General features: G+C 66.7%; 24 protein-coding genes. 10 read left to right on the forward strand and 14 right to left on the reverse strand.

Annotated elements, in window-relative coordinates; translation table 11 throughout:
• Positions 1-11 precede the first annotated feature (11 nt).
• The 3 genes from ACWTPI_RS15430 to ACWTPI_RS15440 all read right to left on the reverse strand — a co-directional run bounded on the left by ACWTPI_RS15430 (position 12) and on the right by ACWTPI_RS15440 (position 1,890).
• Positions 12-893, reverse strand: coding sequence for an undecaprenyl-diphosphate phosphatase (locus ACWTPI_RS15430; RefSeq protein ID WP_020204234.1), 882 nt, complete (start codon positions 891-893; stop codon positions 12-14).
• Between the two features lie 125 nt (positions 894-1,018).
• Positions 1,019-1,579 (reverse strand): DUF1439 domain-containing protein, encoded by a 561-nt coding sequence (locus ACWTPI_RS15435; protein ID WP_020204233.1) that lies wholly within the window; start codon positions 1,577-1,579, stop codon positions 1,019-1,021.
• The gene (locus tag ACWTPI_RS15440) at positions 1,579-1,890 is read right to left on the reverse strand and encodes a YkgJ family cysteine cluster protein (RefSeq protein WP_059411189.1); all 312 of its coding nucleotides are present in this window, start codon (positions 1,888-1,890) and stop codon (positions 1,579-1,581) included. Before ACWTPI_RS15440 ends, ACWTPI_RS15435 begins: the two co-directional genes overlap by 1 nt.
• A 213-nt stretch (positions 1,891-2,103) precedes the next feature.
• On the opposite strand from ACWTPI_RS15440, the gene ACWTPI_RS15445 reads away from it, so the two are divergent.
• The 4 genes from ACWTPI_RS15445 to ACWTPI_RS15460 all read left to right on the forward strand — a co-directional run bounded on the left by ACWTPI_RS15445 (position 2,104) and on the right by ACWTPI_RS15460 (position 5,875).
• A complete protein-coding gene (locus ACWTPI_RS15445) occupies positions 2,104-2,907 on the forward strand; it encodes a TetR/AcrR family transcriptional regulator (RefSeq protein ID WP_454732073.1) in 804 nt (267 codons plus the stop codon).
• A 343-nt stretch (positions 2,908-3,250) separates the two neighbouring features.
• Positions 3,251-3,904, forward strand: coding sequence for a protein-L-isoaspartate O-methyltransferase family protein (locus ACWTPI_RS15450; RefSeq protein ID WP_029043861.1), 654 nt, complete (start codon positions 3,251-3,253; stop codon positions 3,902-3,904).
• A 14-nt stretch (positions 3,905-3,918) separates the two neighbouring features.
• Entirely contained in the window at positions 3,919-4,242 is a 324-nt protein-coding gene (locus tag ACWTPI_RS15455; RefSeq protein ID WP_020204229.1) for a rhodanese-like domain-containing protein, read from the forward strand.
• A 130-nt stretch (positions 4,243-4,372) separates the two neighbouring features.
• Positions 4,373-5,875: a TolC family outer membrane protein gene (locus tag ACWTPI_RS15460; protein WP_454732074.1), complete on the forward strand. Its 1,503-nt coding sequence runs from the start codon at positions 4,373-4,375 to the stop codon at positions 5,873-5,875.
• A 36-nt stretch (positions 5,876-5,911) separates the two neighbouring features.
• Here the strand turns inward: ACWTPI_RS15460 and ACWTPI_RS15465 are convergent, their stop codons facing one another.
• The 4 genes from ACWTPI_RS15465 to ACWTPI_RS15480 all read right to left on the reverse strand — a co-directional run bounded on the left by ACWTPI_RS15465 (position 5,912) and on the right by ACWTPI_RS15480 (position 10,745).
• The gene (locus tag ACWTPI_RS15465) at positions 5,912-6,724 is read right to left on the reverse strand and encodes an META and DUF4377 domain-containing protein (protein ID WP_454732486.1); all 813 of its coding nucleotides are present in this window, start codon (positions 6,722-6,724) and stop codon (positions 5,912-5,914) included.
• Between the two features lie 184 nt (positions 6,725-6,908).
• Positions 6,909-8,234, reverse strand: a complete 1,326-nt coding sequence (waaA, locus tag ACWTPI_RS15470; RefSeq protein WP_454732075.1) for a lipid IV(A) 3-deoxy-D-manno-octulosonic acid transferase — start codon at positions 8,232-8,234, stop codon at positions 6,909-6,911.
• The gene (gene waaC / locus ACWTPI_RS15475; RefSeq protein ID WP_454732076.1) at positions 8,234-9,355 is read right to left on the reverse strand and encodes a lipopolysaccharide heptosyltransferase I; all 1,122 of its coding nucleotides are present in this window, start codon (positions 9,353-9,355) and stop codon (positions 8,234-8,236) included. Before waaC ends, waaA begins: the two co-directional genes overlap by 1 nt.
• Positions 9,356-9,359: 4 nt before the next feature.
• Positions 9,360-10,745, reverse strand: a complete 1,386-nt coding sequence (locus ACWTPI_RS15480) for a phosphomannomutase/phosphoglucomutase (RefSeq protein WP_059411166.1) — start codon at positions 10,743-10,745, stop codon at positions 9,360-9,362.
• Positions 10,746-10,945: 200 nt separating this feature from the next.
• Here ACWTPI_RS15480 and ACWTPI_RS15485 point away from each other — a divergent pair, with 200 nt between their 5' ends.
• Genes ACWTPI_RS15485 through ACWTPI_RS15505 form a run of 5 tightly spaced genes read left to right on the forward strand, consistent with a single transcriptional unit; the run spans position 10,946 to position 16,962 of the window.
• Positions 10,946-12,109 (forward strand): glycosyltransferase family 4 protein, encoded by a 1,164-nt coding sequence (locus ACWTPI_RS15485; RefSeq protein ID WP_454732077.1) that lies wholly within the window; start codon positions 10,946-10,948, stop codon positions 12,107-12,109.
• Positions 12,106-13,422 (forward strand): sugar transferase, encoded by a 1,317-nt coding sequence (locus ACWTPI_RS15490; RefSeq protein WP_454732078.1) that lies wholly within the window; start codon positions 12,106-12,108, stop codon positions 13,420-13,422. Before ACWTPI_RS15485 ends, ACWTPI_RS15490 begins: the two co-directional genes overlap by 4 nt.
• 35 nt (positions 13,423-13,457) lie before the next feature.
• The gene (locus tag ACWTPI_RS15495) at positions 13,458-14,588 is read left to right on the forward strand and encodes a glycosyltransferase (protein ID WP_454732487.1); all 1,131 of its coding nucleotides are present in this window, start codon (positions 13,458-13,460) and stop codon (positions 14,586-14,588) included.
• Positions 14,588-15,844 (forward strand): lipopolysaccharide biosynthesis protein, encoded by a 1,257-nt coding sequence (locus tag ACWTPI_RS15500; RefSeq protein WP_454732079.1) that lies wholly within the window; start codon positions 14,588-14,590, stop codon positions 15,842-15,844. The genes ACWTPI_RS15495 and ACWTPI_RS15500 overlap by 1 nt, the downstream gene beginning before the upstream one ends.
• Positions 15,841-16,962 (forward strand): glycosyltransferase family 4 protein, encoded by a 1,122-nt coding sequence (locus ACWTPI_RS15505; RefSeq protein WP_454732080.1) that lies wholly within the window; start codon positions 15,841-15,843, stop codon positions 16,960-16,962. Before ACWTPI_RS15500 ends, ACWTPI_RS15505 begins: the two co-directional genes overlap by 4 nt.
• A 43-nt stretch (positions 16,963-17,005) precedes the next feature.
• On the opposite strand, the gene ACWTPI_RS15510 is transcribed toward ACWTPI_RS15505, so the two are convergent.
• Both ACWTPI_RS15510 and ACWTPI_RS15515 read right to left on the reverse strand, forming a co-directional pair.
• The gene (locus tag ACWTPI_RS15510) at positions 17,006-19,093 is read right to left on the reverse strand and encodes a hypothetical protein (protein ID WP_454732081.1); all 2,088 of its coding nucleotides are present in this window, start codon (positions 19,091-19,093) and stop codon (positions 17,006-17,008) included.
• Between the two features lie 206 nt (positions 19,094-19,299).
• A complete protein-coding gene (locus ACWTPI_RS15515) occupies positions 19,300-19,917 on the reverse strand; it encodes a class I SAM-dependent methyltransferase (RefSeq protein ID WP_454732082.1) in 618 nt (205 codons plus the stop codon).
• Between the two features lie 286 nt (positions 19,918-20,203).
• Between ACWTPI_RS15515 and ACWTPI_RS15520 the strand changes: the two genes are divergently transcribed.
• On the forward strand, positions 20,204-21,190 hold the full coding sequence (locus ACWTPI_RS15520; protein ID WP_454732083.1) for an IS5 family transposase: 987 nt from the start codon (positions 20,204-20,206) through the stop codon (positions 21,188-21,190).
• Between the two features lie 124 nt (positions 21,191-21,314).
• Here ACWTPI_RS15520 and rffA read toward each other — a convergent pair whose 3' ends face one another.
• The 5 genes from rffA to ACWTPI_RS15545 all read right to left on the reverse strand — a co-directional run bounded on the left by rffA (position 21,315) and on the right by ACWTPI_RS15545 (position 26,561).
• Positions 21,315-22,430, reverse strand: coding sequence for a dTDP-4-amino-4,6-dideoxygalactose transaminase (gene rffA / locus ACWTPI_RS15525; RefSeq protein ID WP_454732084.1), 1,116 nt, complete (start codon positions 22,428-22,430; stop codon positions 21,315-21,317).
• Between the two features lie 211 nt (positions 22,431-22,641).
• Complete coding sequence (locus tag ACWTPI_RS15530; RefSeq protein WP_454732085.1) at positions 22,642-24,153, reverse strand: hypothetical protein; 1,512 nt, start codon at positions 24,151-24,153, stop codon at positions 22,642-22,644.
• Between the two features lie 34 nt (positions 24,154-24,187).
• Complete coding sequence (locus ACWTPI_RS15535) at positions 24,188-24,757, reverse strand: hypothetical protein (protein WP_454732086.1); 570 nt, start codon at positions 24,755-24,757, stop codon at positions 24,188-24,190.
• Positions 24,754-25,716 (reverse strand): glycosyltransferase family 2 protein, encoded by a 963-nt coding sequence (locus ACWTPI_RS15540; RefSeq protein WP_454732087.1) that lies wholly within the window; start codon positions 25,714-25,716, stop codon positions 24,754-24,756. Before ACWTPI_RS15540 ends, ACWTPI_RS15535 begins: the two co-directional genes overlap by 4 nt.
• A gap of 11 nt (positions 25,717-25,727) precedes the next feature.
• The gene (locus ACWTPI_RS15545; RefSeq protein WP_454732088.1) at positions 25,728-26,561 is read right to left on the reverse strand and encodes a phytanoyl-CoA dioxygenase family protein; all 834 of its coding nucleotides are present in this window, start codon (positions 26,559-26,561) and stop codon (positions 25,728-25,730) included.
• Positions 26,562-26,564: the final 3 nt, after the last annotated feature.

Genomic DNA, 26,564 nt, shown 5'->3' on the forward strand with positions numbered 1-26,564 from the left:
AGCCGCCCGCTTCAGGCGTGCCAGGCGATCATCCCCGTGTAGGCGGTGATCAGCACGATCACGCCGAACACGATGCGGTACCACGCGAACGGCTTGAAGTCGTGGGTGGCGACGAAGCGCAGCAGCCAGCGCACGCACAGGAAGGCCGACAGGAACGCGAACACGAAGCCGACCGCGAACACGCCGAGATCGTCGGCGGACAGCAGCGCGCGGGCCTTGTACAGCTCGTAGACGGTGGCGCCGAAGATCACCGGGATCGCCAGGAAGAACGAGAACTCGGTCGCCACCTGGCGCGACAGCCCGAACAGCATGCCGCCGATGATGGTGGCGCCGGAGCGCGAGGTGCCCGGGATCAGCGCGAAGCATTGCGCCAGGCCGACCTTGACGGCGTCGCGCCAGTTGAGGTCGTCCACCGACTCGATGCGCGGCGCGCCGGCCTTGGCGGCTTCCAGCAGCGCGTTGCCGGCCGGGTGCGAGACGCGGCCGCGATGCGCCTCGCGCCATTCGGCCCACAGGATCACCACGCCGCCGACGATGAAGGCGGTGGCCACGGTGACCGGGTTGAACAGATGGGCCTTGATCCATTTGCCGAACACCAGCGCCAGCACGATCGCCGGCACCGTGGCGACGATCACGTTGACGGCGAAGCGGCGCGCCTTCTCGTCGCTGGCCAGCCCGCCCACCACGCTGGTGATGCGGTGGCGGAATTCCCAGCACACGGCGAGGATGGCGCCGAACTGGATCACGATTTCGAAGATCTTGCCTTTCTCGTCGTTGAAGTCGAGCAGCTGGCCGGCCAGGATCAGGTGGCCGGTGCTGGAGATGGGCAGGAACTCGGTCAGTCCTTCGACGATGCCGAGGATCACGGCTTTCAGGGCGAGCGCAATATCCATGCTGGTTGGTTGGGGCGAAGGAATGAAAAGGAAAGAAACCGGAGAATCGTCGAAAGGCCGCCAGGGGAAAACCGCCGCGCCATGAAGACGCCGCGGACGCGCCCGCGGTCAGCCGCGCGCGACGCTCACGGGCGGTTGATCTTGACGTTGATCCCGTCCGGCAAGACGGTGATTGTACCGGGCTCGACACTGCTGCCGGCAAGGCGCAACTGGTCGGGGCGGAAGGTATAGAGCGGATAGCCCTGCAGCAACTGCTCGGCCAGGATGCCGCCCAGCGCGTTGAGCTGGCGCGTGAACTGCTGCGGCAGGCCGCTGACGTCGAACTGCTGCACCTGCGGGTCCTGCAGCACCAGCGAGCGGCTGGGCGCGTCGTAGCGCAGGCCGCTGTCGAGCGCGAAGCGGCCGGCCAGCGGCTGGCTGAAGAACAGGCGGTTGTCGATGGTGGCGTCGAACTGCACGTTCACGCGGTTGCGCTCGGCGTCGAGCGTGAGGCGCGGGTTGGCGAGCTGGATGTCGAACAGCTCCATGTAGCGCTTGTTGAACGGAAACTTGCGCTCCAGCGCGGCCTGCAACTGGCTTTGCGAGAAGGTGTAGTCGTTGCCGAACATGGCGCAGCCCGCCATCGCGGCGGCGAGCGCGGCGGTGCCGGTTGCTGCCAGCCAGCGCCGGCGAGTCATCGTGACCATCATTGGTTTCCTTGCATTCGGCGAACCGCGGCGTCCGGCGCGGGCGCCGTGGCGGCCTCCAGGCGCGCCAGCCATGCCAGCGCCTGCCCGCGCGAGGTGCCGCACATGTCGGCGGCGGGCCTGAGCCCCGCGCAGAACGCCGGCCGCGAAGGCTGCCCGAAGATCGCGCAGCGGCGGTCCGGCAGCAACTGCACGCACGGCACGCCGGCCGGCTTGCCATGCGGCATGCCGGGGATGGGCGACGTGATCGACGGCGCGGTGCAGCAAGCGCCGCAATCGGGGCGGCAGGAGAATTCAGGCTGGGCGGACATGGCAAAGGTTCGGGCACGGAGCGGATCCGGCAGGCCGTATTGTGCCCCAAGCCTGTTGCGTCGCACCGCGCCGCGGCACCCCTCGGACGGGGTGGCGATGGCGCGCATGCCGGCTTGACCGCCTCCCCTCCGCTCCACTACATTACTGACCCAAGGGTTATTTATCGACATGTCTCGCCAAGAACGCGCCGGCCCAGGCGCGCCGCGCCCCAAGTGAACAAGTCCCCAGACCAGAATCAAGCCGCGGCGAACCCCAAGCGCTGGGCCCGCCGCAAGGCCGCGCGCCCGCAGGAACTGGTGGCCGCGGCGCTCGAGCTGTTTGTCGAACGCGGCTACGCCGCCACCCGCCTGGAAGATGTCGCGGCGGCGGCGGGCGTGTCCAAGGGCACGGTGTATCTGTACTTTGCCAACAAGGAAGAGCTGTTCAAGACGGTGGTGCGGGAGAACCTGGGGCCCGCGCTGGCCCGCGGGGTCGACCTGGTGGAGCGCTTCGAAGGCAGCACCGCCGAGCTGCTGCGCGAACTGCTGCGCGGCTGGTGGGGCCTGATCGGCGCCACGCCGGTGGCGGGGCTGACCAAGCTCATCATGGCCGAGGCGAATCACTTCCCCGACATCGCCCGCTTCTACCACGAGGAAGTGACGGTGCCGGGAGACGAGCTGTTCGCCCGCGTGCTGGCGCGCGGCACGGCGCGCGGCGAGTTGCGCGCGGTGCCAGCCAACCCCACCAGCTCGCTGATCTGCGCGCCGCTGATGTTCCTTATGCTGTGGCAGCGCGGGTTCGGGACGTTCTCGAACCTCGAGATCGATCCCGAGGCGTTCATCGACAACCTGCTGCAGATGCTGCTGTTCGGCCTGACCACGGGCGCGGCGCGCGATACGCCGCTGCCGCCCAAGGTCGGGCCCTACGTCTGGGAATTGATGCTGCAGGAACAGCAGGAACAACGCGCAGCGCTGGAGCGGACCCAGACGCAGCAGGACGCGGCGGCCCCGCCGGCGCGGTCGCCGGAGACCGAATGATCCGGTGCGGGAAGCGCAGCCGGGCCTCGCACAAGGGCGAGGACAAGGTCTCGGGCGAGATGCGGCGGGCGCTGGTGCGCGCGGGCGAGGCGAGGCGCGCCGGCCAGGACATCGCGCGCAGCGGCGCCACCGGATACCGGCGCGGACGGCCAGCACGAGAGCGCTGCCGCGGCGACGGGATGGCCGGATTGCGGCATGCGAGCCACAAATCGGCCCATGCGCGTCGCGCAACTGCCTTGGCGAGGGGTTAAAATCCCAGGTTTGGATGGATTTCCCCGGCCCCTTGCACCGCGCGGCCGGACTCAGAACTGAACTAGCGGTTGGCACTGGAAGGAATGGCAAGATGGATCTCGAGAAAGCCCGATTCAATATGATCGAACAGCAAATCCGCCCGTGGGATGTGCTGGACCAGGAAATTCTGGACCTGCTGGCCGTGGTCAAGCGGGAACAATTCGTGCCGCAGGCGTATGCCGCGCTGGCCTTCGTCGACATGGAAATCCCCCTGCCGGGCGGCCAGAACATGCTGGCGCCGCGCGTCGAGGCCCGCATCCTGCAGGAACTCGCCGTGCGCAAGCACGAGCAGGTGCTCGAGATCGGCGCCGGCTCCGGCTACATGGCCGCCCTGCTGGCCCACCGCGCGCGCCACGTGCTGACCGTGGACATCCTGCCGGAGCTGGCCGCGCTGGCCCGCAAGAACCTCGCCGACGCCGGCGTGACCAACGTCGACGTGGCCGAAGGCAATGCCGCCGCCGGCTGGGCCGCGGGCGCGCCTTACGACGTGATCTGCATCTCCGGCGCCCTGCCCTCGGTGCCGGCCTCGATCCTGTCGCAGGTCAAGGTCGGCGGGCGCATCGCCGCCTTCGTCGGCACGCAGCCCGCGATGGAAGCGCAGATCATCACGCGCGTGAGCGAGACCGAATACAAGACCGTCAACCTGTTCGAGACCGTGGTCGCGCCGCTGACCGGCGCCGAGCAGCCGTCGCGCTTCCACTTCTGAACGGGACAGGCCACATGCAGGTCATCAACGCTCCCGAACTCGCGCAGTGGCTGGCCGACGCCGGCCGCCCGGCGCCGGTGCTGCTCGACGTGCGGGAAGGCTGGGAGGTGCAGACCTGCGCCATGCCCGGCATCACCCATATCCCGATGGGCCAGATCCCGGCGCGCGCCGCCGAGCTCGACGAGGACGCCGACATCGTCTGCATCTGCCACCACGGCATGCGCAGCATGCAGGTGGCCGGCTTCCTCGAGCGGCAAGGCTTCGGCAAGGTCTACAACCTGAGCGGCGGCATCGATGCCTGGGCCAGCCAGGTAGACCCGGCCATGCCGAAGTACTGACCGCGCAGCAGTCGCTTTCATCCTTTTTGGTCCTTTATCGCGGCGCCGGCAGGCTGGCGGCGCCGCTCCCCTTGAACGCTGATCGATGCAAACGCAAGCCGCGCCCGCCGGCCGGCCGACTGGAGATGTCATGAGGTTTGCGCTGAGGTTTGCGCTGTTCCCCGCGCGTGGCCTGCCCGCGACGCGCCTGGCACTGGCGGCCCCGCTGCTCGCGCTGCTGTACCTGCCGGCCGCGCATGGCGCCGACGACCTGCTCCAGGTCTACCGCGATGCCCAGGCCAACGACGCGCAGTTCGCCAGCGCGCGCGCGCAGCTCGCCGCCAGCCAGGAAAAGCTGCCGCAAGGGCGCGCCGGCCTGCTGCCGCAGATCGCCGGCGCGGTGGGCGCCTCGCGCACCAAGGTCGACCAGTCCGCGCCGGTCGTCGGCGACCGCTTCCTCAACGGCAACAACTGGGCGCTACAACTGACCCAGCCGCTGTTCCGCTGGGACCGCTGGGAAACCTACAAGCAGGGCGAGCTCGCCGCGCTGGCCGGCGAGGTCAGCTTCAGCCAGGCGCAGCTCGACCTCATCACGCGCACCTCGCAGGCCTACTTCGACGTGCTGGCCTCGCAGGACAACCTCTACCTGGCCGGCGCGCAGAAAAAGGCCATCGCCGAGCAGCTGGCGCAGGCCAAGCGCAATTTCGAGGTCGGCACCGCCACCATCACCGACGCCAACGACGCCCAGGCCCGCTACGACCTCGCCATCTCCACCGAGATCGCGGCGCAGAGCGACCTCGAGATCAAGCGCGCCAACCTGCAGCAGATCACCGGCAAGCCCGTCGACGAACTGCTCGGCCTGCGCCCCGCCGCCGAACTGCCGGGCCCGATGCCGGCCGACGTGAACACCTGGGCCAGCCAGGCCGAGAACACCAACCCGCAGGTCGGCCTGGCCCGCTACAACCTCGACACGGCCCAGCGCGAATACAACAAGGCGCGCGCCGGCCACCTGCCCACGGTCGACCTGGTCGCCTCCTACGGCTTCAACAACTCCACCGGCACCACCACGCAGACCGTCAACGTCGCCAGCCGCTACAACAGCGGCCAGATCGGCGTGCAGCTCAACGTGCCGATCTACAGCGGCGGCCAGATCCAGTCGCGCGTGCGCGAAACCATCGCGCTGGCCGACAAGGCCGCCAGCGACCTCGAGTTCGCGCGCCGCACCGCCGCCCAGAGCGCGCGCCAGAGCTACTCCGGCGTGTCCAACGGCCTGGCCCAGGTCAAGGCGCTCGAAGCCGCCGAGCACTCGGCGCAAAGCGCGGTGGAATCCAACCAGCTCGGCTACGAGGTGGGCGTGCGCATCAACATCGACGTGCTGAACGCCGAAGCGCAGTTGTACTCCACCCGCCGCGACCTGGCCAAGGCGCGCTACGACACCATCATGAACGGCCTGCGCCTGAAGGCGGCCACCGGCGCGCTGGCCGAGGACGACGTGGTGCAGATCAATACGCTGCTGACTTCGGTGCCGGGGTCCATGTACAAGTTGCCGGAGAGGGCAAAGCTGGGCACGGCGGCGCCAGCGAGCGCACCGGCCGGCCGGCGGCCCGCGTCGCGGCGGGAAGCCATTGCGGGCGCGCAGGCGCCGCGTAGCTGAACATCTGACGCCGCGGGGGGCGTCCATCTCCCAAGCTCAATTCGCCCGCGTGCGCGCCTCCACGCCCAGCAGTTGCCAGCGGATCGATGAAGCGTCCGCGGGCGGGTTCTCCACCCGCGTCTCCCGCACGCGCAGCGTGTATGCCACGCCCGGCTCGAAATCGAGCCCTTCGATCGGCCCGTACCAGAGCGACCACGGCCCGTCCGGATTCTCCCTCACGCGATAGCAGGTCTGCCGGCCCATGCCGCTGCACGCCACGCGCTGCGAGTCCACGTAGACGGTCTTTTCCACGCCGCCCGCCTGCTGCGCGTCGACCCTGGCGCCGCGCCGGCCTACCCCTTCGCGCTCGACGAACTGCAGCAGGTCGCCGTCGGCGGTCTTCCAGACGATCTGGCGCCCCGTCGATCCCGCCGACGGCTGCGTGCCCACGGTGGTGAACGGCGACTGCATGGCCTTGAGCAGCGCGGCTTCGAACTCGCCGCGCGGCGGCATGCAGGCCATGCGCGTGCCGGCCAGGCGGTCGAAGCGCATGCCGGACCCGGTCTTGCCGTAGCCGCCGGTGAAGCGGTTGCAGCCGCTGTAGCCGCTCACCGTGCCTTGCGCGGCATCGATGCCGCGGTTGAACTCGAAGATGATGGGCTGGCCGTTGTCGCCATGCGGAACCGGCCTGAGCGTGCCGTCCGGCTGCTGCCAGCGCACCAGTTCCCAGCGGCCGGGGCCGCCGCTCTGCGCCTGGTTGAGGCTGGCGCCGGCGCCGGGCGAATCGGACGCGGCGCCGGTGGCGCAGGCGCCCAGGACGGCGGCGAGCAGCAAGGCCGAGGCGGCGCGCGCTGCCCGCATGGCCGGCATGCGGACGTGACGATGGCGGGTATTCCGCGGATTCTGCATCTGGTAGCTCCTGTTCCGGGGGCGTGCGGCCTGGCCTGCCCGCGCCGCCCTGCGGCGGGCCGCGGGAGCGGCCCTCACGCGGAACAGTGTAGCGAAGCGCGCGGCGGCGGCCCATCGGGCATCGGCCTACATGCCGCGCCCTGCGCTAGCGCGCCGCGCGGATCACCTGCGCCAGCGCGGCCAGGGTCCGCTGCGTGGCGCCGCGATGGAGCACCGAGAACGCGCGCGCGGCATCGCGCATGGCGGCCAGCCCGGGCGCATCGCCCAGCACCGCCGCGGCCGTGCGCATCAGGTCGTCGGCATCGGCCACGCGCCGGCAGGCCCCGGCGGCGATGGCGTCTTCGGTCGCCTGCGCGAAGTTGAAGGTGTGCGGGCCGATCAGCACCGGCGTGCCGGCCGCGCAGGCCTCGATCAGGTTCTGGCCGCCCAGCGGCAGCAGGCTGCCACCGATGAAGGCGATATCGGAGGCGGCGAAATACTGCGCCATCTCGCCCATCGAGTCGCCCAGCAGCACGTCCGCCGTGACCGGCTCCGGCAAACCCGACTGTTCCCAGCCGGCGGCGTCGCCAAGCGCGCTGCGGCGCTGGAGCGAGAACCCGTGGCGCGCCACCAGCGCCGCGACCTCGTCGAAGCGCTGCGGATGGCGCGGCACCAGCAGCAAGGCCGGGCGCGGCACGGCTGCGAGCGCCGCCGCGGCCAGCGCCTGCCAGCGTGCGAACGCTTCCAGCACCAGCGCCTCCTCGCCGTCGCGCGTGCTGGTGGCGGCGAACACGGCGCGCCCGCCAAACCCCGCGCGCAGCAGGCGGCCGCGCCGCAGGCCGGCTTCGGACGGCTGCATGTCGAACTTGAGATTGCCGGTGACGGCAACGGAAGGCAGGCCAAGCGCACGGAAGCGCTCGGCATCGCCCTGCGTCTGCGCCAGCACTTCGGTGAAATCGCGGTACATCGCCGTGGCGGCCCGCCCGAAGCGCGCGGTGCGCCGGTAGCTGCGCGGCGACAGCCGGGCATTGACCAGCAGCAGCGGCACGCCCTCCAGGCGCGCGCCGCGCACCAGGCTGGGCCAGACCTCGGTTTCCATCAGCATGCCCGCCGCCGGCCGGAAGTAGCGCAGGAAGCGCCGTACCAGCCAGGGCAGGTCATAGGGCAGGTAGCACTGGGTCACGCGCGGCTGCGCGCCGAACAGCTGGGCGCCGGTCTGGCGGCCCGTGGGCGTCATGTGCGTGAGCAGCAGGCGATGAGCCGGATACTGCGACAGCAGCGCTTCGATCAGCGGCTGGGCCGCGCGCGTCTCGCCGACGGACACGGCGTGGACCCACAGCCAGGGACCAGCCGCGGGCAGCTTGCCATAGGCGCCCAGGCGCTCGCCCACGTGCTGCACGTAACCGGGCTCCTTGCGCGCGCGCCACACCAGGCGCAGCAACGCCACCGGCAGCGCCACCAGCCACAGCAGATTGTAGAGGGCACGCAGCATCAGGCCACCACTCCGCGCACGCGCCGGGCCGCGGTATGCACCTCGTCGACGGTCGGCACCACGCCGTCGTCGCCCACATTGGCGATGCTGTCCGACCAGTAGCCTTCTGTCTTCCAGCGCCACGTGGCGGTATAGATTTCCACGGTAGGCCGGCACAGCGCGGCGGCGATATGGACCAGCCCCGTGTCGACGCCGATCACCACTTCGGCCCGGTTGATGAGCCCGAAGCCCTGCATCACGGAAAAGCGCGGCAGCACCTGCGCGCCCGGCACGCCGGCGGCGATCTCCTGCGCCGCGCGCCGCTCGGCCTCGCTGCCCCACGGCAGCAGCACGGTCAGCCCCTCGTCCGCCAGGCGGCGGCCGAGTTCGTGCCAGCTTGCCAGCGGCCAGCGTTTCTTCGCGCCGGCGGTGGCATGGAAGCACACCGCGTAGCGCGCGGGCAAAGCGGCCCACAGCGGATCGTCGACATGCAGGCTGCGCGCGCCGGGGCCGAAGAAGCGCGGCGGCCCGGGCGGCGCGATGCCGGTCAGCGCCGCGCCGAGCAAGCGCGAGCGCCGCACCGAATGGGTCTGCAGCGGCACGGTCACCGGGTCGGTATAGAACAGCCGCGCGGCCGGCTCGTAGCCCGAGCCCTGCGTGGCGTTGCCCAGCCCGATCACCGGCGCGCCCGGGTGGCGGCGCGCCACGCGCGCCACCACAGCGGTCTTGAGCAGGCCCTGGGTTTCGATCACGGCATCGTAGGCCTGCTCGCGCAGCGCGCGGCGGAAGGCGCCGATCTCGCGCCAGGCCGCGCCCTGGTAGACGCGCTTGCGCCAGCGCCGCAGCGCGAACGGAATCACCCGGCGCACCTCGGGCAGCAGGCGCACCAGGTCGGCATAGCCTTCTTCGACCACCCAGTCGATCTCGCACTCCGGCCAGCGCGCGCGCAGGTCATGCACCAGCGGCATGTTGTGCACCACGTCGCCCAGCGACGAGACCTTGACCACCAGGATGCGCGGCCTTGCGGGCAGCGCGTAGGGCGCGGCGGCTTCGCCGACCGCACCTGCGGCGCCTGTCGCGCCCGTTACGCCCGTCGCACCCGCATTGCTCGTTCCGCCCTTCGCGGGCGCGGTCAGCGACATCCGCTCAGAACGGCAGTTGCGCGTCCGGCTTTTCAGCCAGGATCACGCGCTTGAACTCGGCCTGGATGCGGGCCAGCGCGGCATCGCTGTCGGCTTCGAAACGCATCACCACCACCGGCGTGGTGTTGGACGGGCGTGCCAGGCCGAAGCCGTCGGCGTATTCCACGCGCACGCCGTCGATGGTGATGACCTCGCGCGCGCCGTCGAACTTCGCGTTGGCGCGGATCTGGTCGAGCAGCGTGAAGGCCTCGCCCTCGGCGCACTTGAGCTGCAGCTCGGGCGTGCAGTTGGAGTTGGGCAGCGCATTGAGCACCGCGCTCGGGTCGGCGTGCTTCGAGAGGATCTCGAGCAGGCGCGCGCCGGTGTACAGGCCGTCGTCGAAGCCGTACCAGCGGTCCTTGAAGAACACGTGGCCGCTCATCTCGCCGGCCAGCGGCGCGCCGGTTTCCTTGAGCTTGGCCTTGACCAGCGAGTGGCCGGTCTTCCACATCAGCGGTTCGCCGCCATGCTGGCGGATCCAAGGCGCCAGCTTGCCGGTGCACTTGACGTCGTAGATGATCTGCTGGCCCGGGTTGCGCGCCAGGATCTCCTCGGCGAACAGCATCAACTGGCGGTCGGGGAAGATCACCTGCCCGTCCTTGGTCACGACGCCAAGGCGGTCGCCGTCGCCGTCGAAGGCCAGGCCCAGCTCGCAGTCGGTCTCGCGCAGGCAGCGCATCAGGTCCTGCAGGTTCTCCACGTGGGCCGGATCGGGATGGTGGTTGGGGAAATTGCCGTCCACCTCGCAGAACAGCTCCGTGACCTCGCAGCCGAGCGCGCGGAACAGGTCGCCGACGAAGGCGCCGGCCACGCCGTTGCCGGCATCCAGCGCGATCTTCATCGGGCGCGCCAGCTTGACGTCGCCGGTGATGCGGTCGAGGTACTGCTGGCGGACGTCGACCTGCTCGTAGCTGCCGGCCCCACTGGCGAACCGGCCGGCTTCGATGCGCTGGCGCAGCGCCTGGATCTGTTCGCCGTAGATGGCCTTGCCGCCGAGCACCATCTTGAAGCCGTTGTAGTCGGGCGGGTTGTGGCTGCCGGTGACCATGATGCCGGAGGCGGCGCGGCGGCCGGCCAGCTCGATGTTGGTGCCGAAGTAGACCATCGGCGTGGCGACCATGCCCAGGTCGATCACGTCCACGCCCGCGGCGCGCAGCCCCTCGACCAGACCGCCCAGCAGATCCGGCCCGGACAGGCGCCCGTCGCGGCCGACCACCACCGCGCGCTCGCCCTGCTCGGCGGCGGCCGAGCCGAAGGACAAGCCGATCGCGCGCGCCACGTCGCGTGTCAGGGTCTTGCCAACGATGCCGCGAATATCGTAGGCCTTGAAAATGGAAGGATCAGCTTGCATGGGTCACATCCTGAGAGTGGTCGATTGAATGGCCGGCGGTGCGCGGCGGCGGCACCGGCCCGCGGGCCGGCGGCAAACGCGCCAAAGTCCGTATTTTGCCGGAATGCGGATGACGCGCCAGTTATAATCGTGCGGCTGTGCCGGAAAAAATCGGCGCCGCGGACGCGCCGGCCCACTGCCGGCGCGCCGCCCCTAGTGCCTTGCCCGTGCCACCTTCCCTGCCCGCTTCCCGTCCGCGCGTTGCCTACCTGATCACGAACTCCGAGATCGGGGGAGCGCAGACGCACGTCGCCGACCTGCTGACGGCCCTGCGCGGCAGGATCGAGCCGACGCTGCTGGCCGGCGGCAACGGCCCGCTGCTCGACCACGCCCGCGCCGCGGGCGCGCGCACCGTGCGCCTGCCGCTGCTGGACAACGCGCTGTCGCCGCTGCGCGCGCTGGCCGCGTTCCGGCAACTGCTGGGCGCGCTGCGCGCCGCCGCGCCCGACCTGATCCACACGCACAGCGCCAAGGCCGGCGCGCTCGGCCGGGTGGCCGGCTGGCTGCTCGGCGTGCCGGTGGTCTATACCGTGCACGGCTTCGCCTTCAAGGCCGCCGCGCCCGCGCGCCAGCGCCTGGCCGCGCGCGCGGCGGAATGGCTGCTGGCCCCGCTCACCACGCGCCTGATCTGCGTGGCGCAGGCCGAGCGCGAGCTGGCCGCGTCGCTGCCGATCGCCGCGTCGCGCATCAGCGTGATCCGCAACGGCATCGCCGACACGCCGGCGCGCGCCGCGCCGCACGCGCCGCTGCGCCGCATCGTCATGGTGGCGCGCCTGGCCGCGCCCAAGCGCGCCGACCTGGCGATCCGCGCGTTCGCGCACGCCGCGCTGCCCGATTGCGAACTGGTGATCGCCGGCGAAGGCCCGCAACTGGATGCCCTGCGTACTCTGGCCGAAGCCGTGGCGCCCGGCCGGGTCCGCTTCGCCGGCGCGGTGGCCGACGTGCCGGCGCTGCTGGCGTCGGCCCAGGCCTTCATGCTGGCCTCCGACCACGAAGGCTTCCCGCTGTCGGTGCTGGAAGCCATGCGCGCGGGCCTGCCGGTCGCCGCCAGCGACCTGCCCGGCATCCGCGAGCAGCTCGAAGACGGCGCCTGCGGCCTGCTGGTGCCCGGCAACGACGAGGCAGCCTGGGCCGCCGCGCTGCAACGGCTGGCCGGCGATGCCGGCCTGCGCGCCTCGCTCGGGCAGGCCGCGCGCGCGCGCTGGGCGCGCGAATTCGGCCTCGCGCCGATGGCCGAAGCCACCTGGGCGGTCTACCAGCAGGCACTGGCCGGCAGGCGCCCCGCCGCGCGCGCGGCGGCCCGCAGCAAAGCGAGCGGAACATGAACAAGAGCCACAGCGTGAGCCGCGCCGCCCAATTACCCCGTTCGCGGGGATCGGAAACCATTCGCCGCGCCAGCCGCATGCTGGTGTGGGCGCTGTTCGGCCTGCTGCTGTTCGGCCTCAACGCCGCGCTGGCCGAGTTCGCCCGCCACGCCGGGCTGGTCACGCATGTGTTCAGCCGCACGCTGCTGTGGTCGGTGCTGCCCTACCTGTCCGCCTTCGTGCTGCTGCACCGCTCGCTGCACCTGCCGGCGATGGAAGGCAACAGCCTGGTCGGCCTCGCCGCCACGCTGCCCTTCGCCGCGCTGCTGTTCGGCTTCGCCGCGTTCCACCTCGAATACTCGCGCGGCGCGCTGCTGCTCAGCTACCTCACCACGCTGGGCTGGATCTGGTTCGGCTACCGCCGCTTCGTGCGCAACTACGTGCCGGTGTTCGGCTACACCGACGCCGCCACGCTGGCGCAGCTCGAACGCATCCTCGCCATGCCCGGCGCCGCGCCGGCCAGCCCCACGCGCTTCCAGGCCATCAGCTCGCTCGACGAAGCCGTGCATTGCGACGGCCTCATGCTGGACCGCAACGCCACCGCCGACCCCGAGCGCACCCGCGTGCTGGCCCAGTTCAAGCTCAGCCACGTGCGCATGTACTCGGTGGAGCGCATCGGCGAAATGCTCACCGGCCGCGTCGGCCTGGCCCACATCGACGAGAACTTCCTCGACGACTACGCCGCCCACTATTTCTACAGCTTCGCCAAGCGCGCGATCGACCTCGCCGCCGTGCTGTGCCTGGCGCCTGTCGCGCTGCCCGTGAGCCTCGTCGTGGGCCTCGCCATCCGGCTGGAGTCGCCGGGCCCGGTGCTGTTCCGCCAGGCCCGCGTCGGCCTGTTCGGCAAGCCGTTCACCATGCTCAAGTTCCGCAGCATGGGATACGACGCCGGCGCCCCGGCGCAGTTCGCCGCGCGCCGCGATCCGCGCGTCACCCGCGTGGGCCGCGTCATCCGCAAGTACCGCCTGGACGAGATCCCGCAACTGTGGAACGTGCTGGCCGGCGACATGAGCCTGATCGGCCCGCGCCCCGAGCAGGTGCCGATGGTCGAGGAGTTCGCCCGCACCATCGCCTATTACCCCTACCGCCATCTCGTGCGGCCCGGCCTGTCCGGCTGGGCGCAGGTGCAGCAGGGCTACGTCGGCACGCACGAAGAGACCGTGACCAAGCTCAGCTACGACCTGTATTACGTCAAGCACTGCTCGTTCGCGCTGGACCTGCTGATCGCGGTGAAGACGCTGCGGACGTTGTTGACGGGGTATGGCGCGCGGTGAAGCAGCCACGCGATCCCGGCCAGCCCCGCCCGCCGATGCGCATCCTGCTGCTCGGCACCGGCCTGAAACTCGGCGGTGCCGAACAGCAGGTGGCCGCGCTGGCACGGCAGTTCATCGCGCTCGGCCATGCGGTGGCGGTCGTCAGCCTCACGCCCGGCCGCGAGGTCGACGTGCCCGAGGCGGCGACCCAGTTCTGCCTGGACATGCGCAAGACGCCGTGGTCGATGGCGCGCGCGCTGCGGCGCCTGCGCGGCTTCGTGCAAGACTGGCAGCCCGACGTCATCCATGCGCACATGGTCCACGCCAACGTGTTCGCGCGCGCGCTCACGCGCATCGCGCGCACGCCGCCGGTGGTCTGCACCGCGCACAGCTTTCGCGAAGGCGGCCGGCTGCGCATGCTCGCCTACCGGCTGACCGACCGCTGGGCCACGCTCACCACCCACGTCAGCGCCGACGGGCGCCAGGGCATGATCGATGCCGGCGCGGTGCGGCCCGAGCGCATCGTCGTGGTGCCGAACGGCATCGACATCGACCGCTTCCGGCCGCGGCCCGAACTGCGGCAGGCCACGCGCGCCGCCCTCGGCCTCGCGCCCGGCGCGAGGCTGGTCCTCAATGTCGGCAGGCTGGTCCCGGAGAAGGCGCAGGACCTCCTGCTCGAAGCGTTCAGCCGCCTCGACATGGCAACGGTACCCGACCGCACGCCGCACCTGGCGATCGCTGGCGACGGCCCCGAGCGTGCCGCGCTGGCCAGCGCCGTCGACCGGCTCGGGCTGACCGGCCGCGCCACGCTGCTGGGCATGCGGCGCGACATTCCCGAACTGCTGAGCGCGGCCGATCTGTTCGTCCTGTCCTCGCGCATCGAAGGCATGCCGCTGGTCATTGCCGAAGCGCTCGCATGCGGCTGCCCGGTCGTCTCCACCGATGCGCCCGGCGTCGCCGACATGCTCGGCGATGCGGGACAGATCGTCCCACGGGGCGACGCCGCCGCCCTGTCCGCCGCCATGCGCCGCGCGCTCGAGGCCGGCGCCGGCTCGCCCGAAGCCCAGGCCGCGCGCCGCCAGCGCATCGCCGCGCGCTTCGGCATCGAGGCGGTCGCCCGCCAGTGGCTGGACTGCTACGCCAGCCTCGCGCCCGCGCGCGGCGCGCGGCGCGCGGAGCCCGCCTGATGCGCCGCCGCGTTGCAGGCAACCTGTTCTGGATGCTCGCCGAGCGCGGCATCCAGGTCACCGCCGGCATCGGCATCGTCGCCATGCTCGCGCGCGCGCTCGGGCCCGAAGGCTTCGCCCACTTCCAGTACGCGCAGGCCGTGGTGCTGATCGCCGCCTCGGTCGCGCTGATCTGCGGCGGCGAAGTCGTCGTGCCCAGGCTGGTCGCCACGCCATCGCCGCAGGCGCAGCACCGGCTGCTTGCCCACGCGTTCTCGCTGCGGATCGGCGGCGCCGTGCTCGGCTACCTGCTGATGTGCGGCTACCTGCTGCTGCAGCGGCCCGCCGCCGAAACCTGGGCCGCGGCGCTGCTGCTCGGCATCGCGATCCTGCTGCGCGAACCGCTCGGCATCGTGGTGGCCTGGATGCAGGCCCACACCAACAACCGGCCCAACACCCTGTTCAGCTTGGCATCGCTGGCCGTCAAGGCCGGCCTCGTGGCGGCCCTGTTCGCCGCGGGCACGCACAGCGTGCCGGGCTTCGCCGGCGCCTTCGCCGCCGAAGCGGTCATCCTCGCCGGCCTGCTGGCCCTCTATTACCTGACGCATGCGGAGCGCGGCCCCCTGCGGTACGACTTCGGGCTCACCCGCGAACTCATGCGCAACGGCGCGCTGTTCTGGGTCAGCTTCATGCTGATGATGGGCGCGCGCCGGATCGACCAGCTGGTGCTGCAGCCCGCGGTGACGCTGGCCGACTTCGGCGCGTATGCGGCCTGCATGCAGATACTCGACAACTACACCGTCGTGGCCACCATCCTGGCCGCCGGCGTCGCGCCGATCTACGTGTACGGCAAGGCCGAGTTCGCCACCGCGCGCGCCAACATCGCCCGCATCGCCATCGGCATGACCGCGATCGGCCTCTGCGGCGCGATCCTGATCGCCATCGGCGCGCCGTGGATCGTCCAGTTGCTGTACGGCCACGCGTTCTCGTCCTCCGCATCGCTGCTGCGCGCCGCCGCGCTCTCGTCGACGCTGATCTTCGCCGACGTCGGCCTGACGCTGCTGCCGGTCTACCTGCGGCGCCCCGAATGGATCGCCATCAAGTGGGGCGTGGTATTCGGCGTCACGCTGGCCTTCGACCTCGTGACGGTGCCCGCCTACGGCGCCTGGGGCGCGGTCGGAGGCTATACGGCCGGCAATGCCGTGGCCGTGGCATTCGGGCTGTGGCTGTGGTGGCGCAGCAGGAAAGCCCCCGCGCTCGCCGCCTCATCCTCATGAAGACGCTGCCGACGATCTGCTTTCTCACCGGCACGCTCAACGCCTTTGCAGGTGCCGAGCGGATGACCGCGGTCATCGCCAACGCCCTCGCCGAGCGCGGCTATCCGGTGCTGATCCTGAGCCTGTGGGACGAGCGCAGTTGCTTTGCCCTGCATCCGGCGGTCAGGCACCACGCGCTGTTCGCGCAGCGGCCGTCGTTCAAGCGGGCTTACTTGGCCACGGTGTCCGGCATCCAGCGCTTTGTCAGGCAACACGGTATCGACGTGCTGATCGACGTCGACACCATGCTGACCTTGTTCACGCTACCGGCGACGCTGGGGCTGAACGTGCGCCGGATTGCCTGGGAGCACTGCCATTTCGACGAGGACCTCGGCAAGCCGGCGCGGCGGATTGCGCGGCGGCTGGCGGCGAGGTTCGATGATGCGGTGGTGGTGCTGACGGAGCGCGACCGGCAGCGGTGGCTGACCGCGCTGGCGCCGCGCTGCCGTGTCGAAGCCATTCCGAACCCGCTGCCGTTTCCATTTCCCGAGGTGCCGGCCAGCCGCGATTCGAAAACAGTGCTGGCTGTGGGCCGGCTGGTGCATGCGAAGGGATTCGACGTGCTGCTGAATGCATGGGCATGGATTGCGCCCCGGCACCCGGACTGGCGGCTTGAGATCGTCGGTGAGGGCGAAGAACGTGCCGCGCTCGAATCGCTGGCCCACGAGTTGGACATTGCTGGCTCGGTCAGCATGCCGGGGACACGCACAGACGTGGAATCGCACTACCGCAACGCGGCGCTCTTCTGCCTGAGCTCGCGCTACGAGGGCTTCGGGCTGGTGTTGCTGGAAGCGATGGCGTTCGGTTTGCCTGTCGTATCGACGGATTGCGAGACGGGGCCGAGGGAACTGTTCGCGGCGGGGAAAGACGCGACCGTGGTCCCGGTCGGGGACGTCGCCGCGCTGGCGGCGGCGATGGCGCTTCTCATGCGCCACCCGGAGAAAACGGCATCGCTGGCGCAAGCCGCCCGAGCCAAGGCGAGGCGATTTTCGCTGGAGCACGTAGTACAGCAATGGCAGCCGCTGCTTGCGACACAGGCAACGACGGGCACGCCGCCGACGACAATGCCTTCCGCGTAGACTACATCGAACGCTTCGAGAAATTGCCTGGCATCATGGGCGCTCAGCGCGTCGGCGCGCTGCAACGGCCATCAGCCGCGCCTTGTTTCGCGCCGGCATCGTAAACCGCGAACCTGGCAGAACGAAAGACGGCAAGACGCTTCATCGGATCCCAGACAGGCTTGTCGTCTGATTGCTCGATATACCAGCGAATCCCGCTACGGTGCATCTCTTCGCAGGCGGAACGCCAGGAATCCGCGCCGATGATTCCCTCGATCTGTGCATGGCGCTCTTTCACAATCCGTTGCATCTCCGGACCTTTTTTCTCCAGCAAATCTGTCCGGCTTAGATAAGCAGGCACGTCAGCCATGCTGATCAACTCGACCAGAGGGCTCTGCAGGTCTTCCTTCACTGCCTGGCCACCCATGGCGAGCGTATCTCCAGGTTCGGAATTCTTGCGAATATATGCGGCCGCCTGTGCAATCCCGGGTTCGATATTCAAACCATAGAAGGCTTGCACCCATGGCATGTAAACGACGGATGCCTGCCCCGGCCTGTACTCGTGGCCAAGCGTCATCGCCGCCAGCACGGCCACCATGAATATTGCCCAGACAGGGCCTTGCCGTAGCCTGCCGACCTTGGCATACGTGCCGATCAATGCCAGAATGCGTGCGACCGTCCACAATCCTACAAAGGCGTAAAGCAGAACAAAATGCCGTTGCTTGAACTCGGATGGATCCGTGTTCGCCACGACCGGCATCATCACGGCAAGGAGGGCAAACGTGCCACACAGCATCAACGGCATCCAGTCAAATGCCTCCCATCTGCCACTGCGGGCCCAGACGATGACCACAACCGGGAAAGCAACCGCAAGCACGCCAAGAGCAGCCACCATCAACAGGGCTACGCCAACTGCCAATGTCACCGGCAGCGAAGCAGTGTCTCTCAGCAAGTGGTACAGCTGCGAGTAATATGACTCGCCGTATTTCAGCATGCCATCGACATAGGCCTGAGGCTGCACGAGATCGCGCCATGCTTCGTTATAGACGAGCAAGGCGATCGCCAGCGCGAATGCCAGGACACCAAGAAGGCATGCGAACAGTGCCTTCCACTGTGAACGTGCCCGCCAGCACCCCAGCAGCAATGTGCCCGCCCAGGCCGGCGAAAGCAGCATGACGAAATGAATGCGAAACATGGCCAACAATACCAGCAGCAGCAGGCTCAAGGCGAAGGATCCACGTGACCCCGTTCTGAAGCCATGCAACAGGCAGGTAGCCGACAACGCCGAAACGCCCAGAGCATATCCCGACCCGGGAGAGGTATAGAGCATCCAGTGAAAACCGAAGAAGGCGCTCCGCATCCAGTAATGCGATGTGTCCGGCAAACAAGCCACGGCCATGACCGCCACCAGGGCCACCATCCTCGCCGACAATTCAGATGCCATGCTATAGGCCCCCAGCATGGCAACGAGAAGTCCGAGCGGAAGCAGGATTGCCGTGGCCAATCCGAGGCCTGGCAATCCGGATGACTTCAGCAGGGCCGCCGGTAGCAGGAAGGCAGCATAGTGATAAAATGGCCGGCCTGCATGTGCCAGGAAGATGTCGCCCTGAGCGATTGCCAGGGGATCACCGAAGGAGGCGATGACAGTCCCGTGCAGATAGTAGTCGGACCACCCTGGGAAGCTCGCGCCACTGCCCGCGTAAGGGAGGAACGCGGCGACGTCCCGACAGAAATAACCAGCCAGGATGGCAAAGCCCGCCGCCGCGCCGACATCGAGCCACGAAGTCGCCGGCCGCGCCCGCCACTTCGGTCGATACACGGCAAACAGGGCCACGACAACCACCATCCACAGCAAGAAGCCCGTCTGCGCGACCAACCCGGCCAACTGGGCCAGCGCCATTACCGCTACGGCCGTCACGGCCACCCCGACGACGAACGCACCGGGAATGGCAGCCGTGAGCCACCTTACGCCAGCCAGACTCAGAAACAACTCGCCGGAAGCAAGAATCACCGCCACGCCAACAATTGGCGCCAGCAATACGCCCGTGCTTATGCTGGCACCAGCCAGAATCAGCAGCACATCAATGAATCCGCCGACTACGGCGACGAAAGCAAGCCATTGTAGCGAGTTGACTCTAAGGTACCGATCCATGGAGACTTCTCTCAGGGCTTGCAGGCGAGCGCGAAGACGGCGTGAAGACGAAGGGCGAACAGAAGCAACCGATCTCACAAAACCTGAAACTCCTCATCGGTTTCCATGTAGGTGGCAATGGGCTGGTAGCCGGCGAGCAGTTGCCAGTAGGTGCAAACTGGGAATACTACCCCATTGCTCAAGACATAACCCAGATGTCCTTGCCCCTAGCTGGCACGGCACTCCATGATCCAGTGCGTATAAGGAATCCACGCCTGGTGACGCACCACGCCGGAGACGTCATCGAATACCCTGGAAGCGAGGCGCTTGTAACCTTCCCCATCACATACGTTGCGGCCACGATCATAGCTCACCAGCATGCGGGCGATCGGATTCTGCTCCGCGGCAAAACAGGGATCGATAGACACAAGGCGGCCACCCGGACGCAGCGCTGCCTTTGCCAGTCGAAACAATCCCTCGGCCTGCTCTTCGTCCAGATGATGGATGAGGCCCGAAGCAATCACAATATCGAATTTTGGCAACCCCTCCAGATCAGAAAAATCAACCAGCTTGCAGACAAAATTGCCTTGCGCGCCAAAACGGGCCGTGGCAGCCGAGATATAGCGCTCGCTGATGTCAAATCCCCAATACCGGACTTCGGGCAGGTAGGCGAGCAGTTCAGCGGTCCCACAACCTATGTCGAGCACGTTGTCGCCGGCTCTTGCCCGCACGTGCTCCCGCGCGAATGTCGAGCGGCCATGGCGCCCACCCATCAGCACCTGAAAAAAATCATAGATCCCCGGATGCGACAGAACCCGCCGAATTCCCGTTGTAATTTGTGCCATTGTTCTTCCCTAGAGCAACTAGCGTGCCTGCCCGCCATTTACTGCGGCGAGAATGAAATCAGAGCCATTGCTCCGGCACGAAACCCATCTTCCCATCGAAAAAACACATCAACGCAACTCTGTCAGCACGGCAGACAAGACGTCTGCGATGTAGCGCTGATCCTCTTCAGGCAAGCCGATCCACAGCGGCAAACGAACTAGGGAAAGACTGATTTATTCAGAACGAAAGTCATCGTTGGGTGGCTTGTAAGCGTTGTCATATGCATGCCCAAGAGATGAGTCGGAGATGAAGCGACAGATCAGTTTTGCGGAAGCGGAAAGCCACGGTAAGAAGCGGGTGACGCGCCGCCAGCGCTTCCTGACGGAGATGGAAAGCGTGGTGCCGTGGTCGCGCCTGATTGCGGCGGTCGAGCCGTACTACCCCAAAGGCAAACGCGGACGGCCGCCGATCGGTCTGGAGCGGATGCTGCGCATTTACTTCCTGCAGCAGTGGTACGGGCTGTCGGACGAGGCACTGGAAGACGCGCTGTACGACAGCGTGGCGATGCGGGCGTTTGCCGGGATCGACCTGGCAGTCGAAGCGGTGCCAGACGCGACCACGCTCCTCAAGTTTCGCCGCATGCTCGTCGAGCATGAGCTGACGCGAAAGCTGTTCGACGAGATCGGCATCATGCTGTGCGAGCGTGGGCTGATGATGAAGGAAGGCACGATTGTGGATGCCACCATCATCGAGGCGCCACCTTCGACCAAGAACAAGGAGAAGAGCCGCGACCCGGAGATGCACCAGACCAAGAAGGGTAATGAATGGCACTTTGGCATGAAGGCGCATGTCGGCGTGGATGCGGCTTCGGGGCTGGTACACAGCGTGGTGGGCACTGCAGCGAACGCGTCGGATGTGTCGCAGGCGCATGCCTTGCTGCATGGTCACGAGGAGCATGCGTTTGGCGATGCGGGCTACACGGGCGTGGAGAAGCGCGACGAGATGCAAGGCAAGTCCGTGAAGTGGCAGGTGGCCGTCAAGCGCGGCAAGATTAAGACGATGCATGACGGCACCGTCAAGGACTTGCTGATCGCCGTCGAGCGGGCCAAGGCCCAGATTCGGGCGCGGGTCGAGCATCCGTTCCACGTCATCAAGAATCTCTTTGGTCATCGTAAGGTTCGCTACAAGGGCCTGGTCAAGAACACGGCGCAGTTGCTCAGCCTGTTTGGTCTGGCGAATCTGGTGCTTGCCAGGAAACCGTTGTTGGCCTCACGGGGGAGCAGTCCGTGCTGAGCGCGCCAAGCGCGCCAGGAGAGGCGCAAAACCCGGGAAAAACCGTGCTGAATTGGTCTTTCTCTCCCGCATTGCGAAAACCGAAGTCAATAGCCTGAGCAACATCACGCGCAAAGCTCATTGATCAGCATTTCCCTAGGCGAGCCGCAATATCATCCGTGACAGGGAGACTTCCGTGGGCCCGGCCGAAATTCTGGCCTGCCGGCGAAGTGTGCAGCGGAACGTAGTGGAACACGGCGCCGATGCCCGCTGCTTTCAGCTTCTGCAGCACCAGTTGCCGGTCGATCCCTTCGGCGACCAGGATCTGGAACATGTGTGCGTTGTGCTCGCAATGGGCCGGAACGATGGGCCGGCGCAGCAATCCCTGCACCTCGAGCGGAGCCAGCAACTCGTAGTAGCGGTTCCAGAGCACCAAGCGCCTCTGGGTCAGGGATTCCGCCTCTTCGAGTTGCGCCCACAGGAACGCGGCAGTCAACTCGCTTGGCAGAAATGAACTGCCACTCGACTGCCACGTATACTTATCCACCTCGCCGCGGTAGAAACGGCTGCGGTCCGTCCCTTTCTCGCGGATGATTTCCGACTGCAATACATAGCTTGCGTCATTTACGATCAGGGCTCCGCCTTCGCCGCTGATCACATTCTTGGTTTCGTGAAAGCTGTATGCGCCCAGATGCCCGATACTGCCAAGCGCGCGCCCCTGATAACTTGCCATCACACCCTGCGCGGCATCTTCGACGACCCGCAGATCATGCTTGTCCGCGATAGCCATGAGCGTGTCCATCTCGCATCCGACTCCGGCGTAGTGCACCGGCACGATCGCGCGCGTGCGCGACGTCACCGCGCTTTCTACCTGCTGTTCATCCAGGTTGAAGGTGTCCGGCCTTACATCCACGAATACCGGCACGCCGCCCCTCAGCACGAACGCATTGGCGGTCGACACGAAGGTGTAGGAAGGCATGATGACCTCGTCCCCAGGCTCGATGTCCAGCAAGATCGCCGCCATCTCCAGCGCCGCCGTGCACGAATGCGTAAGCAGTGCTTTCGCCGCACCCGTCTTTGCCTCAAGCCACTCGTGGCAACGCCTGGTAAGCGGACCATCGCCAGCAAGGTGGCCGCCTGCATGCGCCTGCGAAATATAGTGCAGTTCGCGCCCGGTCATGTACGGGCGATTGAAAGGGATGCTGCGCTTTGCGGCCGCAGTCTCCGTATTTCCTGTCGGGGAAGACTGAATCTTTGTCATTGCGAAAGTACTCATGCAGTTCTGGAATCGGAGAGACGTTCATTGGATGTTTTTCGGAATATTGCACAGCATGCGACATAGCTGAATGCAGGTCTTTTCCGAATATCGTCGGGCAACCTGAGGGTCACATCGACTTGCCCTCGCCAATTGGCCGGGAAATCAAGGGGCATAGCAATATCAGAAAATATAGCCATATACGACAGATTTCCGATTATGTTACGGCTTTCGCAAGCAAACGGCCCGCTACCACGGCCAGCATAGGCTGTACCCACCAATAGGAGACTTCGGCAAAGAAATTTGTCCCGCCCTGTGGCACCGAGAGCAGCAAACCCGGAATGACCGACACCACGGTGATGACTATTGCCAATTCGACATCCAGCAGTTCGGAGCCGCTGATGCGCGCCCACAGGGATGCCTGGGCTCCGCTTCTCCTGCTCAGCAGGCGCAGCACGACCAGGACGATCAGCGGACCAAAGAATGCGGCGAACGAAACCGGGCGCAATTCCGCAGGCACGATGTCCCTCAGAAACGCAAACGGCTTAGTCATCGCCATCAGGCCGGGATCCGCCAGCCCCTCCCCCGACGAACTGCGCGTAACCCAGAGCCCGTAGCAGAGCGGCAGGGCAATCGCGATCCATCCCAGGATCCGTTGCGCAAGCGTCATTCTAATTCGGAGGAAAAGGTAGGCGGCCATGCCGCCTACCACGAGACCCACGCTGATCTTCAGCAGGCAGAGAATGGCGAAGTAAAGCGGAATGACCAGCCACATGTACCATGCGAGCCTGACCAACTGCTCCCGTCCGAGGTGCTCGAAGCACCATATCCCTGCCAGGTAGGCAAACAGTACTGCCACGCCGAAGGACTCGCTGTGGAATATGTTGTCCCACACGCCAAGTGTCCTTCGGAAGGGGGTGGAGATTACGCCAATGAAGATGATGGCGAATATCACCCAATACCAGCCCGCGTGCTCGTCTTTCCAATTGCTCGCGCCGGTGCTGGTGCGGGCAAGAAAATCTCGAAAGGACAAGGCGAAGAAATACATGAAGACCAGCAGAAGTGGGCAGAACAGCAGCGGAAAGATCACCGAATAGAACTGCAATGCTCCGATGCCAAGCAATGGATACAGCACCGTCATCACGTGATGGCTGCCGAAATGATAGGGAAACGGTATCAGTCCATCCACGCCCAGCGTGCCGGTGCCGTAGCCGGATAGCATATTTGCAATGGCGGCATGGAACATCAGGTCCACGTGCACGGTGCCGGTGGCAATCGCCTCGTTGATCCAGGGCGTCTTGTAGCCATCGACGAAGCTGAGCAGGAAAGCCCAGTATCCAATCATCCCGCCCGAGAGCAAGGGGAAGACTGCGCTGGTGATCCCTGCCCGGACGATCATGACGATCATCCTCAAGGCCACGATGCCGACGACCAGCCATCCGAAGGCAGCATGCAGCCTCGTCACACCGAGCAGCAACAGCCCCACCAGCAGGCCGACGGCCAGCGGTGTCACGAAGGACTCCAGCCTACGCTTTTGCAGCGCCGAGCGGAGATCGAATATTGCCGAAATGGCGCCAAGCACCGCTGCCAGCGCAGCCAGCAATGCTGCCATCAGTGATACGTCGGCCCGCGCCAGCAGTTGCGGCGCCCGCAGGCACTGCGCCAGCGCCAGCGCGAAGACAAACGGAATGCACAGACAGGCGAGATACCCGCCTCGCTCGAATGACATGTCGCCGCGCCAGGCGGCTGGCGCTGACATTGACCTAGTGCTCATCGCAATCGATCCTCCTGGCGGCAAAATCGACATCGTGCCGGTCGATGACCACCACCTGCCTCATTCCCCGCCGCCGCGCGAGCACGCATGGCTGCGCCAGCGCCTCCGAACTCAGCATCTCGTCGTGCGGCAGATACTGATAACCATAGGAGTCGTAATGACAGCCATTGTCGCGTGACAGAAGCCCGCTCAACAATGGCATGCCGGTAAACGCCGGGATGCTGAATGGCTGAATGGCGCACGCTGTCAGCGTCGTGTCCACGGGCCGGTCGATATATGCACCTTTGAAAAATTCGGAATCCGTCACAAACACCCCGAACCGCCCGCCTTCATGTAGGGCCGGCATATTCCCCAGCTTCCCGAGCAGGGCATAGAAATTGTGCCGCGCGACCCTCTCGGTGTCGGTATCGGCAGATAGCGCCGCTAGCCGTTGCGCCCGCGTCAACCGATCCGCCATGACGTCGCGATAAGCGAGCACATTCTTGATGGCAAACGCAGCCAGCCCGGTCATAAAAGTGAAGACGGCGAGCCTTCGCCAGCCCGGCGCCCCCCCGCTCATGCACCTTTCTCGTCGGACGCGTCGACAGCGGTACTTCCGCAACCGCACTCGCGATCGACCACATAGATCGGTCGGCCTTTCGCCATCTCGAAGACTCTCGATACGTACAGCCCCACCGCGCCGATGCTGGCGAGAATCATGCCCGTGGAGAACAGGATCGCCACCACGAGGCTCGTCCAGCCGGGGAGCGAATCCGCCGTGAAGTGGCGATAGATGAAGAAGCATCCCCCCAGGAAACTCAGTGCCGTGAAAAACAATCCCGCATAGATGATCCAGGTCAGGAAAACGCTGGTCTGAAAGAAGATCCCGCTCAAGGCGTGCTTGAGCAAGCGCAACACGTTATATGAACTCTCGCCCGCATGCCGCTCAGCATGTGCGTATTCGACGGTTCCGCTCCGGAATCCCAGCCATCGGAGTATGAACAGGTAGTGCCGTTCACGTTCGCCGAACAGCAGAAAGGCATCGACCACCTTGCGCGTCAGAATGCTGAAGGTGCCATAGCTTCCGTCCACGGACTCGCCGGTCAAGGCGTTTATCAGCCGGAAGTAGAGCTTCGCCGAAACCTGTCGGAATGCGGAGTGCGAGCGGGTTGCACGACGTGCAAGCACGAAGTCATAGCCCTTACGCAACTCCGCGAGAAGATCGGGAATCCGCTCCGGCGGATCCTGCAGATCGCAATCCATCACCACGACATACTGGCCTCGTGCGGCGGCAAGGCCGGCCGTGATCGCGACATGCTGCCCGAAATTCCGGCTCAGGCGAATACCGCGCACGGCCGGATAGCTGCCGGCGAGCGACTCGATCAGGGGCCAGGAATTATCCGGGCTGCGATCGTCGACTAGCAGGATCTCGAAAGAAGAACCCAGGCCGGTCAGCACGGCATGCAGGCGATCGCAAAGCTCCGTGAGACATCCCAGACAGCCATAGGACGGTACCACGACGCTCAGCTCGGGAGGCATTATGTTCGCTGTCATTGGGTCGGCACCGTGCCGAATTTGCGGCGCGCACGCTCGCGCCGCCACGCCAAGGCATCTACCGGTACTTGCGACTCGTACCCCAGCAGGCGGGCAATTACAGGGTCGGCCGGGAAGCCTTGGCCCAATGCCTTGGGAAAGTCGTACTGCTGCTTCAACAGCGGGATGGTATAGAGATGATTTACGCCACGCCTTACCCGGCCAGAACTATTGACTCCGGCACGGTGAAAAAGCATCGCGTCGAAAATCAGCACGGAGCCCGCCGGCATGGATACCGAAATCGCATGCCTCTTGATGAAATCCTCGGACGGCATGCGATCGCGGCGATGGGAATGCGGCAGGACCACGGTACCGCCGGTTTCGGGCGAGAACGGATCGATGGCAAACAGGGCACCGAGCGCGAGCGGTCGCGAACTGGTCCACGTCTGGTACGGCAGATCACGATGCCACGCGCTTTGATGGTGGCGCTCCTGCGACCTGTTGATGATCGCATTCTGCAGGTTCAGGATGTACCAGTCGCCCAATGTCCGACGTACTACCCCGAGAACCCTGGTCTCGGTTGCCATCGAGATGAACGACTTGTCATACAGTAGCGGCGCGCGGCACAGATCCTGCTCACCGATCGCCGCCAGGGCCTCGCGCCCGCCGAATTCCAACTCCTGCGCCCGATAGACGGCATCGATACGGTCACGCCAGTCCTGCAGGCTACTCTCGGCAAGAACGGAATCGAGCACCGTGTAGCCTACCGCCACCAATTCTTCGTGGTGACGATCAATCGCATCCAGCGAAAGCGACGGCCCGATACCGCCGTAGTACTGTTCTTCGCTCATATC

This window comes from Cupriavidus ulmosensis, from assembly GCF_977008105.1.

Bases quoted from the DNA above. Each gene is read 5' to 3' on its own strand.
- ACWTPI_RS15510 (WP_454732081.1), bottom strand. From the start codon at position 19,093: ATGGATCGGTACCTTAGAGTCAACTCGCTACAATGGCTTGCTTTCGTC.
- ACWTPI_RS15540 (WP_454732087.1), bottom strand. From the start codon at position 25,716: ATGCCTCCCGAGCTGAGCGTCGTGGTACCGTCCTATGGCTGTCTGGGA.
- ACWTPI_RS15520 (WP_454732083.1), top strand. From the start codon at position 20,204: ATGAAGCGACAGATCAGTTTTGCGGAAGCGGAAAGCCACGGTAAGAAG.
- ACWTPI_RS15545 (WP_454732088.1), bottom strand. From the start codon at position 26,561: ATGAGCGAAGAACAGTACTACGGCGGTATCGGGCCGTCGCTTTCGCTG.
- ACWTPI_RS15480 (WP_059411166.1), bottom strand. From the start codon at position 10,745: ATGCAAGCTGATCCTTCCATTTTCAAGGCCTACGATATTCGCGGCATC.
- ACWTPI_RS15465 (WP_454732486.1), bottom strand. From the start codon at position 6,724: ATGCCGGCCATGCGGGCAGCGCGCGCCGCCTCGGCCTTGCTGCTCGCC.
- ACWTPI_RS15530 (WP_454732085.1), bottom strand. From the start codon at position 24,153: ATGTCATTCGAGCGAGGCGGGTATCTCGCCTGTCTGTGCATTCCGTTT.
- ACWTPI_RS15500 (WP_454732079.1), top strand. From the start codon at position 14,588: ATGCGCCGCCGCGTTGCAGGCAACCTGTTCTGGATGCTCGCCGAGCGC.
- waaA (WP_454732075.1), bottom strand. From the start codon at position 8,234: ATGCTGCGTGCCCTCTACAATCTGCTGTGGCTGGTGGCGCTGCCGGTG.
- ACWTPI_RS15505 (WP_454732080.1), top strand. From the start codon at position 15,841: ATGAAGACGCTGCCGACGATCTGCTTTCTCACCGGCACGCTCAACGCC.
- ACWTPI_RS15490 (WP_454732078.1), top strand. From the start codon at position 12,106: ATGAACAAGAGCCACAGCGTGAGCCGCGCCGCCCAATTACCCCGTTCG.
- rffA (WP_454732084.1), bottom strand. From the start codon at position 22,430: ATGACAAAGATTCAGTCTTCCCCGACAGGAAATACGGAGACTGCGGCC.
- ACWTPI_RS15460 (WP_454732074.1), top strand. From the start codon at position 4,373: ATGAGGTTTGCGCTGAGGTTTGCGCTGTTCCCCGCGCGTGGCCTGCCC.
- ACWTPI_RS15515 (WP_454732082.1), bottom strand. From the start codon at position 19,917: ATGGCACAAATTACAACGGGAATTCGGCGGGTTCTGTCGCATCCGGGG.
- ACWTPI_RS15440 (WP_059411189.1), bottom strand. From the start codon at position 1,890: ATGTCCGCCCAGCCTGAATTCTCCTGCCGCCCCGATTGCGGCGCTTGC.
- ACWTPI_RS15535 (WP_454732086.1), bottom strand. From the start codon at position 24,757: ATGAGCGGGGGGGCGCCGGGCTGGCGAAGGCTCGCCGTCTTCACTTTT.
- waaC (WP_454732076.1), bottom strand. From the start codon at position 9,355: ATGTCGCTGACCGCGCCCGCGAAGGGCGGAACGAGCAATGCGGGTGCG.
- ACWTPI_RS15495 (WP_454732487.1), top strand. From the start codon at position 13,458: ATGCGCATCCTGCTGCTCGGCACCGGCCTGAAACTCGGCGGTGCCGAA.
- ACWTPI_RS15455 (WP_020204229.1), top strand. From the start codon at position 3,919: ATGCAGGTCATCAACGCTCCCGAACTCGCGCAGTGGCTGGCCGACGCC.
- ACWTPI_RS15430 (WP_020204234.1), bottom strand. From the start codon at position 893: ATGGATATTGCGCTCGCCCTGAAAGCCGTGATCCTCGGCATCGTCGAA.
- ACWTPI_RS15435 (WP_020204233.1), bottom strand. From the start codon at position 1,579: ATGGTCACGATGACTCGCCGGCGCTGGCTGGCAGCAACCGGCACCGCC.
- ACWTPI_RS15450 (WP_029043861.1), top strand. From the start codon at position 3,251: ATGGATCTCGAGAAAGCCCGATTCAATATGATCGAACAGCAAATCCGC.